The organism is Palleronia aestuarii (assembly GCF_003253995.1).
Taxonomy (GTDB): domain Bacteria; phylum Pseudomonadota; class Alphaproteobacteria; order Rhodobacterales; family Rhodobacteraceae; genus Palleronia; species Palleronia aestuarii.
In genome coordinates this window covers 132750-146588 of the sequence record NZ_QKZL01000002.1, presented here as the reverse complement: position 1 = coordinate 146588, position 13839 = coordinate 132750, and the positions used below count along the sequence as shown (strand labels likewise).

The following is a 13839-nucleotide window of genomic DNA, read 5'->3' as shown; positions in this document are numbered from 1 at the left end:
GTGGCATGTCACCAGTGCCGCTCTGCGCCGAACTTTCGGTCACATCCAACTTCACCTTCCTGACGGGTGGATCGCATCCGGAGGAATACGTCGATCGCGCGGGCCTTCTTGGCATCGGGGCGATCGCCATCGCGGACGAGAATTCCGTGGCCGGGATCGTTCGCGCCCATGCCCATGCACGGGAATTGCGATGTCTGACGGCGCTCCGTGCCGCCGCCGATCCGGTCGGCCCGCCTGCGCCCGAGGGGCTGGCGGGGGTGCCGGGGATCGACATCCTGACCGTTCCCCGCCTTCTCCCCGCCGCACGGATAGTTCTGGAGGACGGCTTCTCCGCCACGATGATCCCGCGCGACCGTGACGCTTGGGGGCGGCTTTGCCGGTTGCTGACGACGGGGCGGCGGCGGGCGGCGAAAGGGTCGTGTTCGCTGCACCTGGAGGACCTCCTCGACTGGGGGGAGGGGTCGGAGCTTCTGGTCCATCCGGGCGGAACTCCCGCATGGCGTGCCCACGCCGCCTCTCTCAAGGATAGGTTCGGCGGGCGGGTCTCCCTCCTCCTCGCACCGCGCTACGACGGGCAGGACCGGGCGCGGTTCGACCGCCTCGCCGCGCGGGCCGGGCGGATGGGGATGGCCTGCGTGGCCTCCGCCCGGCCGGTCCTGCATCACGGCGGTCGGCGGCGACTCGCCGACGTGCTGACCGCGATCCGTACCGGCACCCGGGTCGACGATCTCGGCCGCTCCGCCCTTGCCAATGCCGAACAGCGCCTGCGCTCGCCCGCGGAGATGGCGCGGATCTTCGCAGGCCACGAGGACGCGCTCGCCGCGGCCGCGGCACTTGCTCAACGCTGCACCTTCTCGCTCGACGAGCTGCGCTACGAGTATCCGTCCGAGGTGCGGGGGTTTGAGACGGCCACGGAACGGCTCGAGCGCCTCGCGCGGGAGGGGCTCGCCTGGCGTTTTCCCGCAGGTGCGCCGGAATCCGTCTTGCGCCTTCTCGATCACGAGCTCGACCTGATCGGGCGGCTCGGCTACGAGCCCTATTTCCTGACCGTCAACGACATCGTGGCCTTCGCCCGGTCGCGCGGGATTCTCTGTCAGGGCCGGGGCTCGGCGGCCAATTCGGTAGTTTGCTATTGCCTGGGCGTCACCTCCGTCAGCCCGGAGATCGGCACGATGGTCTTCGAGCGCTTCGTCTCGGAGGCGCGCGACGAGCCGCCCGACATCGACGTCGATTTCGAGCACGAGCGGCGGGAGGAGGTGATCCAGCACATCTACGACCGCTACGGACGGGAGAAGGCCGGGCTCTGCGCGACCGTCATCCATTACCGCGGCAAGCGCGCGATCCGCGAAGTCGGCCGGGCCATGGGGCTTTCGGAGGATACGCTTGGCGCCCTTTCCTCGCAGCTCTGGGGGTTCTTCGGCACGAACGGGCTGGAGCCGCACCGCATGACGGAGATCGGCCTGGAGCCAGGCGACACGCGGCTCGTCCGGACGATGGAGCTGATCCAGGAGATCCAGGGTTTTCCCCGCCACCTTTCCCAGCACGTGGGGGGCTTCGTCATCACCGCGGGCCGGCTCGACGAGCTCGTGCCGGTGGAGAATGCGAGCATGGCGGACCGGACGGTGATCTGTTGGGACAAGGACGACATCGATGCGCTGGGTATCCTGAAGGTCGACGTGCTGGCGCTCGGGATGCTGTCCTGCCTTCGCAAGGGGTTCGACCTGATCGCGCAGCATCATCACACGCAATACGACCTCGCCACGCTGCCGCAGGAGGATCCGGAGACCTACGAGATGCTCTGCCGGGCCGACAGCCTCGGCGTCTTCCAGGTCGAGAGCCGGGCGCAGATGAACTTCCTGCCGCGGATGCGCCCGCGCGAATTCTACGACCTGGTGATCGAGGTGGCGATCATCCGCCCCGGTCCGATCCAGGGCGACATGCTGCATCCCTATCTGCGGCGGCGCGGTGGCAAGGAAGAGGTGAGTTTCCCTTCCGACGCGCTGGGCCGCGTGCTCGGCAAGACGCTGGGCGTGCCGCTCTTCCAGGAGCAGGCGATGCAGATCGCCATCATCGGCGCGGGCTTCACGCCCGACGAGGCCGACCGGCTGCGCCGCGCGCTTGCCACGTTCAAGAAACACGGCAATGTCAGTGAGTTCCGCACCCGGTTCCTGCGCGGGATGCGGGAGAACGGGTACGATGCCGACTTCTCCGAACGCTGCTTCGCGCAGATCGAGGGATTCGGTTCCTACGGATTCCCCGAAAGCCACGCGGCGAGTTTCGCGCTTCTCGTCTATGCGTCCGCATGGATGAAGCGGCATCATCCGGGCATCTTCGCCTGTGCGCTCTTGAATTCGCAGCCGATGGGCTTCTACGCCCCCGCGCAGATCGTCCGCGACGCGCGGGAGCACGGGGTGGAGGTCCGTCCGGTCTGCATCGCGTCGAGCTACTGGGATCACGTGATGGAGCCGGACGGGCAGGGCGGGCTCGCCATCCGGCTGGGCTTTCGGCAAATCCGCTCCCTGAAGGAGGAGGAGGGAACGTGGATCACGGCGGCCCGCGGCAACGGCTACCGCGCGGTGGAGGATGTCTGGCGCCGCGCGGGGATCGCGCCACGTAGCCTGCGTATCCTTGCGGAGGCGGACGCGTTCGCGGCGCTCGGCCTCTCGCGACGGGACGCGATCTGGGCCGCGCGGGCGCTCGCCGGCACGCGTCCGTTGCCGCTCTTCGCGGGCGATCTCGACGGGGAAGGAATCGTGGAGCCGGCGCCCCGGCTGCCGGAGATGACCGAGGGAGAGAAGGTGGTGGAGGATTACGTCGCGATGCGGCTCACGCTTCGTGCCCATCCGATGTCGTTCCTGCGGCCCCGTCTGACCCCCTCCGGCCCGCCCCAGCCGCGTGGCACATTGCCGCCCGGTCGCCGCTTCGCCGACGCGACCGGCCTGACACGTTCCGACGCCTGGACCTGCGACGAGGGAACGGGCGGGCTCAAATGCACCTCGTCGCGCGATTGAGCCGCGTCAGTTGCCGAAGATCGATCCCATCACGTCGTTGATGATCCGCTCGGCCATGTTGGGCGGCGCGGGATCGGGGACGCGCCCGACCTTGCGGTCACCGGGCGCAGCGGCCTCCCGCGACGGCAGTTCGTCGTAATAGGAGCTGTCTGCGGAGGCGACGTTGCCGCCATAGGCGGGCGGCGCGGCGGGATCGCCTATGCCGCCGGGCCGTCCCCGGCTCATCGGTAGGTCGTGCACCGGCAATCCCTCATGGACGCGCAGCATCGTTTCCTGCCAGATTTCCGCAGGCAGCCCGCCACCCGTCACCCCGGTGAGCGGCGTGTTGTCGTCGTAGCCCATCCAGACGCCCGTCACGTAATCCGCGGTGAAGCCCAGGAACCAGGCATCTCGTGCGGCCTGCGTCGTTCCGGTCTTGCCTGCTGCGGGACGACCGGGAAGGCGGGCACGGTTGCCCGTTCCCTCCTCGATCACCCGGCTCATCATGTAGATCAGTTCCCGCGCCGCTTCCTCCGTGATCACCCGCTCTCCGAGGCCGCCTTCCTGACCGATGAGCGGTGTGTCGCTCCCCTGCAGGCGCAGATCGACGATCCCGTAGGGCATGACGGAACTGCCGCCGTTCAGGATCCCCGCATAGGCCCCGGTCATTTCCAGAAGGGTCGATTCGGAGGTGCCGAGCGCCAGGGCAGGACCTTCGTCGATCTCCGAATCGATGCCGAAATCGGAGGCGATCCGGCGCACGTTGTCCCGGCCCACGGCCTCGGAGACCTTGACCGCCGGGATGTTGCGGCTGTCCTTGAGCGCGGTCGTCAGCGTCATCATGCCCGCGAAATCACGTGTGTAATTCGACGGAGACCACGACCCCGACCCGGGAATGCTCATGGTCAGCGGCTCGTCCACTACCCGGTCGTCGGGCCCGTATCCGAGATCGAGGGCCGCGGCGTAGACGAAGGGCTTGAAGGCCGATCCGGTCTGCCGCTTGGCCATGATCGCGCGGTTGAACTGTCCCGCGACGCCCTTGAACTTGCGCCCGCCCACCATCGCGCGCACCGCGCCGTCGGCGCTCATCACGACAATGGCCGCCTGCGCCTCCGATCCCTCGCGGACCTTGGTGCGGAAGATCTCGTCGAGAGCGGATTCCGCAGCGCGCTGGATCCGCTGGTCGAAGGTGGTGCGCAGAATCACGTCCTCCGTCGTCTTCGACGTCAGGAAGTCCGGGCCGGAACTCATCACCCAATCTGCGAAATAGCCGCCCGCCCGCGCCTCCGCGGCCTGCGACAGCACCGCGGGATTGGCCAGCGCCTCCGCAGCCTGCGCATCGGTCAGATAGCCCTGTTCCTGCATCAGGCCGATGATCACGGCAGCGCGGTCCTGGCTTCTCTGCAGGTTCGCGGTGGGCGCATAGCGCGTCGGGGCGACGAGAAGGCCGGCGAGCATCGCGGCTTCCGCGGGATCGACCTCGTTCGCGGACTTGCCGAAATAGCGCTGCGCCGCCGCCTCGAAACCGCGCGATCCGGCGCCGAGGAAGGCCCGGTTCAGATAGATTGTCAGGATCTCGTCCTTGGAGTACTTGGCCTCCATCGCGAGCGCGTAGACGGCCTCCTTGGCCTTGCGCCAGAGCGAGCCTTCGCGGCAATCGGCCTCGTAGGCGGTCTCGCTCTCCCAGACATCGGGGTCGTAGGGAACGCCGAGGCAGAGGAGCTTCGCCGTCTGCTGCGTGATGGTGGAACCGCCATGGCCCGAAAGCGGCCCGCGTCCTTCCGCGAGGTTGATCCGGATCGCGCCGGCGACCCCGCGCGGAGACAGCCCGAGATGCTGATAGAACCGCCGGTCCTCCGTCGCGACGATCGCGTTCTTCAGATGCGGCGAGATCGTCCTGGCGTCGATCTGGCCGCCGAACTGTTCCCCGCGCCAGGCGAAGATGTCTCCATCCCGATCAAGCAGCGTCACGGAGCCGCGCGCCCGACCGTCGAGGAGATCGCTCACCGGCGGCAACGTCGTGTAGAGATACCACGTCGCGACGCCGAGGATCACCGCCGCCACCACCGCGCCACGAAGGATCAGCCTCAGCGCAAAGCCGAGGATGCCGCGCACGAGCGACGTGAGCCAGCCGAGCGGACCGCGCCGCCGTGGACGTGTCGTCCGACGGCGGGGTGCCGCTCGCTTGCTCCTCTTTTCCCCCTTGGTCGCGCGCCGTGGCGCGACGAGGGGCGATCTGCCTCTGCCGGTACCTGCCATGCCCGGTTCCTTATGCGCTTTGCTGCTCTTGCGGCGACCATACAGGGAGAGCCGCCGGTGAACATGCCGTTCCCGGTCATTTTACCGATTCCTGAATGCCCAATAATTCAGCCCGCAAATCAGAAAGTGCAAAAATTGTGCATTTCTCGGGTTTGAGGTCACTTGGCTGGCGCTGTGCGCTTGATGAAACGGCTGTCTCCGGCCCTTTTCGGGCAAAGGCCCCGCCATCGAGGGGCACGCCTGTGAAGCGACAAGGGGACGAATGTGAAACTCATCATTGCAGCGATCAAGCCGTTCAAGCTCGAGGAAGTGCGCGAGGCGCTCACGGCCATCGGTGTCCGCGGAATGATGGTGACGGAAATCAAAGGTTTCGGTTCCCAATCCGGCCATACCGAGATCTACCGTGGCGCGGAATACGCCGTGAATTTCGTCCCGAAGATCAAGCTCGAGATCGTCGTGAGCGCCGGAATGGTCGATCAGGTCGTCGACACGATCGCCTCCACGGCGAAGACCGACAAGATCGGCGACGGCAAGATCTTCGTCCTCGATGTCGAAAGCGCCGTACGCGTGCGGACGGGCGAAACCAACGAAGACGCCATCTGAGCGTACGCGAAGGGATTATAGGTATGAAGTTGACACGTTGCATTCCCCTGATCGCGGCCACAATCGTGCTGCCGCAGATCGGGTTCGCTCAGGACGCCGTCGAACCCGCCGCTCCGGGTTTCGATGAGATCGGCCCCTACATCATGACGACGCTGCTGTTCCTGATCGGCGGCTTCCTCGTGATGTGGATGGCCGCGGGCTTCGCCATGCTCGAGGCGGGCCTCGTGCGGTCGAAGAACGTGACGATGCAGCTTACGAAGAACATCGCGCTCTTCGGCATCGCTGCGATCCTCTACTACATCGTTGGGTTCAACCTCATGTATCCGGGCGATGGCTGGACGATCCCAGGCTATCTCGGCGCGCTGTTCGTGCCCACGGCCCTCGAGCCGGTCGGTCTCGATGCGGCGAGCGCCGATCTCGGTTATGCCTCCGTCGGTTCGGACTTCTTCTTCCAGCTGATGTTCTGCGCCACCACAGCGTCGATCGTGTCGGGCACGCTTGCGGAGCGGATCAAGCTCTGGCCCTTCCTGATCTTCGTCGTCGTTCTGACCGGCTTCATCTATCCGATCGAGGCGTCCTGGCAGTGGGGCGGTGGCTGGTTGTCGGAAATGGGCTTCTCCGATTTCGCGGGCTCGACCATCGTGCATGCGACCGGTGGCTTCGCCGCGTTGGCCGGTGCGCTCGTGCTCGGGCCGCGGATCGGGCGGTACCGTGACGGGCGCAGCGTTCCGATGCCGGGCTCGAACCTGGCCCTCGCGACGCTCGGCACGTTCATCCTGTGGCTCGGCTGGTTCGGCTTCAACGGCGGCTCGCAGCTCGCGGCTGGGACCGTGGGCGATATCGCCGATGTCTCCCGCATCTTCGCCAACACCAACACGGCCGCCGCGGGCGGGGCTGTCGCCGCGCTGATCCTCACGCAGGTCCTCTACCGCAAGCCCGACCTCACCATGACGCTGAACGGCGCGCTGGCGGGCCTCGTCTCGATCACGGCCGAGCCGCTCATGCCGACGCTTGGCGGTGCGACGCTGATCGGCGCGATCGGTGGTGTGATCGTCGTCTTCACCGTGCCGCTGCTGGACAAGATGAAGATCGACGACGTGGTCGGCGCGATCCCCGTCCACCTCGTCGCGGGTATCTGGGGCACGCTGGCCGTGCCGCTCTCCAACGCCGACACCAGCTTCGTCACGCAGATCATCGGCGTCGTCTCAATCGGGGTGTTCGTCTTCGTGGTCAGCCTGATCGTGTGGTTCATCATCAATGCGATCATGGGGCTGCGCGCCAGCGAGGAAGACGAGATCGCCGGACTGGACGTCTCGGAGATGGGGATGGAGGCCTATCCGGAATTCAGCAAGAGTTGATCCTCCCCAAATCTTGCTGGAAATGCCCGGGCGCTCCTCCCTCCGCCCGGGCATTTTTTATTTGTTCTACGGCATTCGCTTGGGCGCGCCGGTCATGAAGTCGGTCCCGATATAGGGCTTCTTCTGAGCCTTCCATTCACCAAAACCACCCGCCATGTGCGCGATGGGCGCGAGGCCTGATTCGAGCGCGATCTTCGCCATCCGCTGCGATCTGAGCCCGCCCGCGCAATGGAAGACGACGCGCTTGCCGTCCTGCGTGGGCAGCCGGTCGGCCCGGAAGAAGGCCATCGGCATCAGGAGCGCCCCCTCGATATGCTCGGTCCCGTATTCCTGCGGAGAGCGCACGTCGATGAGGACGATCTCTCCCTCGTCGAGGGCCGTTTGCACCTCGTCGGGGCTCCAGTGTTCGAGGGTCCCGTGATCCGTTTCTTCGATCTTCATGGTTTCCGCTCCCATTGGTGGATGGGGCGGACGCTACTGCGCCGGGGACGCGTGCTCAATCTCCGAGAGACGCGATCGCCCGGGCGAGGATCGGGACGGTGCGCGTGTCGAGCCCGGCGATGTTGATCCGGCCATCACCCACCATGTAGACGCCGTGCCGCTCGCGCAGCGTCGCGATCTCGTCCTCCGAGAGGCGCAACCGGGTGAACATGCCGCGATGATCGGCCACCGCGTCGAACCGCTCTGAATTCGTCTCCCGGCGCAATTCTGCGGCGAGCTGCCGGCGCAGATCGAGCATCCGCGTTCGCATCGATTCGAGTTCGTCCTGCCAATCAGCGCGAAGGGCGGGATCGCCCAGGATTATCGTGACAAGCCGCGCCCCGTGATCGGGAGGGAAGGAATAGGCCTGCCGGTTCAGGTGTTCGAGCGTGGCTTGGGCCATCCGCGCCGTGTCCGCATCGCGTGCGATCGTGAGCAAGAGGCCCACGCGCTCCCGATAGAGACCGAAATTCTTCGAGCAAGACGCGCAGATCAGGAGTTCCGGAAGCGTCTGGACTAGAAGCCTCACCCCGGCGGCATCGGTGTCGAGACCGTCACCGAAACCCTGGTAAGCGATGTCGAGAAGCGGCACCGCGCCACGCTCCCCAAGCGTTTCGGCGATCCTCTTCCAGGTCTCCGCGTCCGGATCCGCCCCCGTGGGGTTGTGGCAGCAGGCATGGAGCAGAACGACGTCTCCTTTCGCGACGGCGCTCAGATCCGCGATCATGCCAGCGTCGTCGACCCCGCCCGTCTCCGCATCGAAATAGCGGTAGTGCGCGACATCGCGTCCCGTCGCCGCCAGGATCGACAGGTGGTTCGGCCAAGTCGGGTCGGGCACCCATATCCGCGCCTCCGGCCGCGCGGTCCTGATGAACTCAATCGCCTGCCGCACCGCGCCCGTGCCGCCGGGCGTCGCGATCGCGGACCGCCGATCCGTGGCCAAGCCCTCTCCCAGGATCAGATCGCCCATCGCCGCGGCGAAGGCGGGATCGCCGCCAAGCGCCGTGTAGCTCTTGGTATCCTGTTCCTCCCAGAGGCGTCGCTCCGCCGCCTTCACGGCACGCATCACAGGCGTTCGGCCGTCGGCATCGCGATAGACGCCCACACCGAGGTCGAGCTTCTCCGTTCGGGGGTCGTCCCGAAACGCCTTCATGAGCGACAGGATGCTGTCGGCAGGCTGGGGTTTCAGGTTCTCGAACATCAGGCCGGTCCCGTGGCCACGGGAAGGTCCTCGAACGCCCCCCATTCGCTCCAGGATCCGTCATAGAGCGACCAGCGCTCGTGACCGATCCGCGCGAGTGCCAGGGACAGGATCGCGGCCGTCACGCCCGAGCCGCAGGTCGTGATGACGGGCCGCGAGAGATCGACTCCCGCCGCCTCGAACGCGGCGCGCAGGGCGTCCGGGTCCTTCATCGTGCCGTCTTCGGCCAGGAGCTCGGCGTAGGGCAGGTTCCGCGAACCCGGGATGTGGCCGGCGCGGAGGCCCTGACGCGGCTCCGCGGCCTCGCCCTCGAAGCGCGGGGCGGAGCGCGCGTCGACGATGACGGCGTCGCCGAGCTTCGCGGCTTCGGCCACCTGCGTGACATCGCGCACGAGTGCGTTCTGCCGCGATACCGTCAGATGGCGATCCTTCACGATCGGCGCCATGTCTTCCGTCGCGTGCCCCTCGGCCTGCCATTTCGGCAATCCGCCATCGAGGACGGCGACATCGGTCTTGCCCATGAGCCGGAAAAGCCACCAGACGCGCGCCGCGGAGAAGATCCCCGCACCGTCGTAAACCACGACCTGATGGCCGTCGCCGACCCCCATCGCGCGGAGCCGGCTGGTGAACTTCTCGGGTTGCGGCGCCATGTGCGGCAGGTCCGAGGCGGAATCCGAAATCTCGTCGATGTCGAAGAACCGCGCGCCGGGGATGTGGGCCGCGCGGTATTCGGCGGCAGGATCGCGTCCGGCATCGGGCAGATACCAGCTCGCGTCGAGGATCCGCAGGTCCGGATCGTCCAGGTGCCGAGACAGCCAGTCGGTGGAAACCAGGGTTCCGGGATCGTCGCGCATTCCGTCAGCTCCTCAGCGCCGCCAAGCCCCATCCGCTTAATGAAGCCGCGCCATGGGGGCAAGCGTCCGACCGGACGCCCGGCCTCATCCGTGGTCCTTGAGGAGCCTCTGCTTCTGCCGCTGCCAGTCGCGCTTGGCTGCCGTTTCCCGCTTGTCCGGGGCCTTCTTGCCCTTGGCGATGCCGATCTTCAGCTTCGCGATACCGCGGTGGTTGAAGTAAAGGACGAGCGGCACGAGCGTCATGCCCTTCCGCTGCGTCTCCTGCCACAGACGCGCGAGTTCCCGGCGATTGACGAGGAGCTTGCGACGGCGCCGGTCCTCGTGGCCGAACATCGCCGGGTCGTAGGGCGCGATGTAGGAATTGACGAGCCAGAGCTCCCCGTCCTCCACCGCGGCGTAGCTCTCGGCCACGTTCGACTGGTTGCGCCTGAGCGACTTCACCTCCGAGCCGGTGAGCTGGATGCCGCATTCGAGATCGTCCTCGATCGCGTAATCGTACCGTGCCCGCCGGTTCTCCGCGATCACCTTGTAGTTCGGATTTTCCTTGCCCTGCGCCATCCCGCCCAGATAGGGGCGGCGCCCCGGCCTGTCCAGCGCGCAGGCGCGTCAGCCGAGAAGCCCGAGGCCTCCCATCGCATCCTTGAGCAGCATCCGCGTCGCCTCGCCGAGCGGAACGAGCGGCAGGCGCACCTCCGTGCTCGACCGGCCGAGAAGCGACAGGCCGTACTTCGCCCCCACGAGTCCCGGCTCGGTGAAGATCGCCTCGTGGAGGGGCAGCAACCGGTCCTGCAACTCCAGCGCGCGCGTCCAGTCGCCCTCCAGCGTCGCGGTCTGGAACTCTGCGCAGAGACGCGGCGCGACATTGGCGGTGACGCTGATGCAGCCATGCCCGCCATGCGCGTTGAAGCCCAACGCGCTCGCGTCCTCGCCGGAGAACTGGACGAAATCGGGACCGCAGAGCGCGCGCTGCTCGCTCACGCGAACGACGTCGCCGGTGCTGTCCTTCACGCCCACGATCCGCGGAAGTTCCGCGAGCCGCGCCATCGTGGCGGGTGTCATGTCGACGACGGAGCGTCCGGGGATGTTGTAGATGATGATCGGGATCTGCGACGCCTCGTGGATCGCCGTGAAATGCGCGATCAGGCCTTCCTGCGTGGGCTTGTTGTAGTAGGGCGTGACGACGAGGGCGGCGTCGGCCCCGACCTCCTGGGCATGGCGGACGAGCCCGATGCCTTCGGCGGTGTTGTTCGATCCGGCTCCGGCAACGACCGGGATCCGGCCCGCAGCGGCCTTCACGACGGTGGCCACGACCTCCTCGTGCTCCTCGTGACTGAGTGTCGGGCTTTCGCCGGTCGTGCCCACCGGCACGAGGCCGTGCGTGCCCTCCGCCACGTGCCAATCGACAAGCGCCTTCAGGGTGTCGAGGTCGAGACGGCCGTCCTTGAACGGCGTGACCATGGCGACGAATGACCCCTTGAACATGCTGTCTCCCCTGCGCTTTCGAACGGGTGTCCGGCCCGTCGCGTTCGGCGGCGACCCTAGACCCCTCGTCACCCATTGCCAAGTTCGTGAACTGGCTTCGACGGGTTCCATCGGATATGGATCGCGCATGATCCTCCGACGGCTCCTTCCCCTTCTTCTCGCGGGCGTCCTGATCCTTCCCGCGGCGGCCCGAGCGGTGGAGACGCCGCCGCCCGACGGCAACGACATGTCCCTGGGCCTCGCCGACGCGCTCGACGAGGTGCGGGCGGGTCGTTGGATCTCGGCCCTCGAGGCCGGAGCCCGGGCGGGGCCGATCGGCCGCGACGTGGTCGAATGGCTGCGACTGCGCGACGGACTGGGAGACTGGCCGACCGTGCGCGATTTCCTCGCGCGGAACGGCGACTGGCCGGACGTGCCGCTTCTGCGGCGTCGAACCGAGAAATTTCTGCCGCTCGGCTTCCGTGATGCGGAGGCCGCGAAGGCGGTGCTCGATTTCTTCTCGGGGTCGGAGCCCGCCACGGGACACGGCGTCGCGTCGCTCGTGGAGGCCTACCGGTTTCTCGGCCGCGACGGCGATGCGGAGGCGCAGGCCGCGGAGGCCTGGATCACGCTCTCGATGACCGAAGGGGCGGAGGCGTTCCTCCTGCACGATTATGCCGACCTTCTCGCGCCGCTCGAATCCATGCGCATGGACCGGATGTTCTGGAGCGGGGCGGAAGCCGCGCTGCGCCGCTCCGTCGCGCGAAGCGAAGGCGACCTCGCCGCGCGGGGTCGTGCCAGGCTCGCCGCGCGCGTACGTGGCGTCACCGACGTCCTTCTCGAGGACCTGCCCGCGCCGCTGCGGCAGGATGCGGGGCTCGCCCATATCCGGTTCGGACAACACCTGCGGGATCAGCGCCTCGACGATGCCGTGGCCCTGATGCGCGCCCGGAGCGCCTCGGCCGAGATGCTGGGCGATCCGGACGCCTGGGCCGATGAGCGGATCGCGCTGGCGCGCCGGCTGATGCGTGGGGAAGAGCGGGAGAACGCCTATGCCGTCGCCGCGTCCCACTGGCTCGTGGAGGGATCGGATTACGCCGAGCTGGAATGGCTGTCGGGCTATCTCGCGCTGCGGTTCCTCGACCGGCCGGAGGCGGCGGTCACTCATTTCCAGCGGTTCCGCGATGCGGTTGCGACGCCCATCTCGCTTGGCCGTGCGGGATACTGGCTCGGGCGGGCCTACGAGGCCGCGGGCGACGACGATGCGGCGCGGGACGCCTTCGCGATGGGGGCGGCCTATCAGACGAGTTTCTATGGATTGCTGGCCGCGGAACGGATCGGGGTTCCGCTCGATCCCGGCCTCACCGGACAGCAGGTGTATCCGCCCCTCGACGAAAGCGGATTTGCCGGGTCGAGCGTGTTCGAGGCGGCGCTCCTCCTGCAGGCGGCGGGTGAGCGGGATCTGGCGGAGACGTTCTTCCGCGCGTTGGCCGACAGGCTCGACGAGGCGGACCTCGGCACGCTCGGGGACGTGGCGCTCGCGCTGGGCGAGCCGCATCTGGCGCTCCTCATCGCAAAGCAGGCGGCGCAGCGGGGCATCACCCTGCCGCGCGCCTACTACCCGGTCGTGAGCATGGGCGTCGTCAACATGCCGGTCGATCCCGCGCTTGCGCTGACCATTGCCCGTCGCGAAAGCGAATTCGATCCGGGCGTGGCTTCCGGCGTCGGCGCGCGTGGCCTCATGCAACTCATGCCCGCCACCGCGCGGGACGTGGCCCGGACGCTCGACTTGCCCTTTTCCGCCGCGCGCCTGTTTTCGGACCCGAGCTACAATGCCACGCTCGGCAGCGCCTATCTCGCGGGACTGATCGCGCGGTTCGGCGACAATCCGATCCTCGTCTCCGCGGGCTACAATGCCGGTCCCGGACGGCCCATCGCATGGATCGAGGAGAACGGGGATCCGAGATCGGCGGAGGTCGACGTGATCGACTGGATCGAGCACATCCCGTTCGACGAAACCCGCAATTACGTCATGCGCGTGGCCGAATCGCTTCCCGTCTACCGCGCACGGCTCGAAGGCCGGGTCGCGCCTGTGGAGTTCACGGCGCTCCTGAAGGGTCGCTGATCAGTTCGCGACCCCGATCTCGTCGGCGGTCGTGACGATGCCCTGCATCGCCGTTCCGCTGCAGGCCTCGTACTTGTAGGCATAGCCGTTCCAGACGAGGATCAGCCCCCCGTCCGCCGCCGGCATCAACATCGCCCGGACGGCCCATTCCGGGTCGGGCCCCTCGCACACCATGTCGTAGAGAATGGCGTCCATGCCCCGGACGTCCACCGGTTCGATCATCCGGCATTGGTTCTCCACGCCGAAAAGGACGTCCTCCTCGATCTTCAGCGCGCCGCCGTCCTCTCCGGTATAGTCGCATCGTGCCGTCGGGTTCGCGCGCCAGATACCGTCGAAGGGGCTGTCCTGCGCCACAGCTCAGCCCGCCACCGTGACCGCCGAAGCTAGGATAGGCACGAAAGCGCGACCGGCCATCTTCCGCCAAGTCCTCATCTTCCCACCTCCCGGGCGTTCCGTTAGATTGACTGCGCTTAACGAAAGCTCAACAGGCACGTCGTTATTTGAGTAA

General features: G+C 67.2%; 11 protein-coding genes. 4 read left to right on the top strand and 7 right to left on the bottom strand.

Features of this window, described 5'->3' with window-relative positions; genetic code table 11:
* Nucleotides 1-5: 5 nt before the first annotated feature.
* Nucleotides 6-3011: an error-prone DNA polymerase gene (locus LX81_RS02845; RefSeq protein WP_111535781.1), complete on the top strand. Its 3006-nt coding sequence runs from the start codon at nucleotides 6-8 to the stop codon at nucleotides 3009-3011.
* Nucleotides 3012-3017: 6 nt separating this feature from the next.
* Here the strand turns inward: LX81_RS02845 and LX81_RS02840 are convergent, their stop codons facing one another.
* On the bottom strand, nucleotides 3018-5249 hold the full coding sequence (locus LX81_RS02840) for a transglycosylase domain-containing protein (protein ID WP_111535780.1): 2232 nt from the start codon (nucleotides 5247-5249) through the stop codon (nucleotides 3018-3020).
* 264 nt (nucleotides 5250-5513) lie between these two features.
* Here LX81_RS02840 and LX81_RS02835 point away from each other — a divergent pair, with 264 nt between their 5' ends.
* Nucleotides 5514-5852: a P-II family nitrogen regulator gene (locus tag LX81_RS02835; RefSeq protein ID WP_111535779.1), complete on the top strand. Its 339-nt coding sequence runs from the start codon at nucleotides 5514-5516 to the stop codon at nucleotides 5850-5852.
* Nucleotides 5853-5875: 23 nt separating this feature from the next.
* Nucleotides 5876-7210, top strand: a complete 1335-nt coding sequence (gene amtB / locus LX81_RS02830) for an ammonium transporter AmtB (protein WP_111535778.1) — start codon at nucleotides 5876-5878, stop codon at nucleotides 7208-7210.
* Nucleotides 7211-7276: 66 nt separating this feature from the next.
* On the opposite strand, the gene LX81_RS02825 is transcribed toward amtB, so the two are convergent.
* The 5 genes from LX81_RS02825 to dapA all read right to left on the bottom strand — a co-directional run bounded on the left by LX81_RS02825 (nucleotide 7277) and on the right by dapA (nucleotide 11227).
* Entirely contained in the window at nucleotides 7277-7651 is a 375-nt protein-coding gene (locus LX81_RS02825) for a rhodanese-like domain-containing protein (protein ID WP_111535777.1), read from the bottom strand.
* Between the two features lie 55 nt (nucleotides 7652-7706).
* On the bottom strand, nucleotides 7707-8891 hold the full coding sequence (locus tag LX81_RS02820) for an amino acid aminotransferase (protein WP_111535776.1): 1185 nt from the start codon (nucleotides 8889-8891) through the stop codon (nucleotides 7707-7709).
* Nucleotides 8891-9745 carry a 3-mercaptopyruvate sulfurtransferase gene (gene sseA, locus LX81_RS02815; RefSeq protein ID WP_111535775.1) on the bottom strand — a complete coding sequence of 285 codons (855 nt, stop codon included), beginning with the start codon at nucleotides 9743-9745 and terminating at the stop codon, nucleotides 8891-8893. The genes LX81_RS02820 and sseA overlap by 1 nt, the downstream gene beginning before the upstream one ends.
* Nucleotides 9746-9829: 84 nt before the next feature.
* Entirely contained in the window at nucleotides 9830-10303 is a 474-nt protein-coding gene (smpB, locus tag LX81_RS02810; RefSeq protein ID WP_111535774.1) for an SsrA-binding protein SmpB, read from the bottom strand.
* Nucleotides 10304-10351: 48 nt separating this feature from the next.
* On the bottom strand, nucleotides 10352-11227 hold the full coding sequence (dapA, locus tag LX81_RS02805; protein ID WP_111535773.1) for a 4-hydroxy-tetrahydrodipicolinate synthase: 876 nt from the start codon (nucleotides 11225-11227) through the stop codon (nucleotides 10352-10354).
* Nucleotides 11228-11354: 127 nt separating this feature from the next.
* Between dapA and LX81_RS02800 the strand changes: the two genes are divergently transcribed.
* The gene (locus LX81_RS02800) at nucleotides 11355-13331 is read left to right on the top strand and encodes a lytic transglycosylase domain-containing protein (protein WP_170133831.1); all 1977 of its coding nucleotides are present in this window, start codon (nucleotides 11355-11357) and stop codon (nucleotides 13329-13331) included.
* On the opposite strand, the gene LX81_RS02795 is transcribed toward LX81_RS02800, so the two are convergent.
* Nucleotides 13332-13685 (bottom strand): hypothetical protein, encoded by a 354-nt coding sequence (locus LX81_RS02795; protein ID WP_211322696.1) that lies wholly within the window; start codon nucleotides 13683-13685, stop codon nucleotides 13332-13334.
* Between the last annotated feature and the right edge of the window lie 154 nt (nucleotides 13686-13839).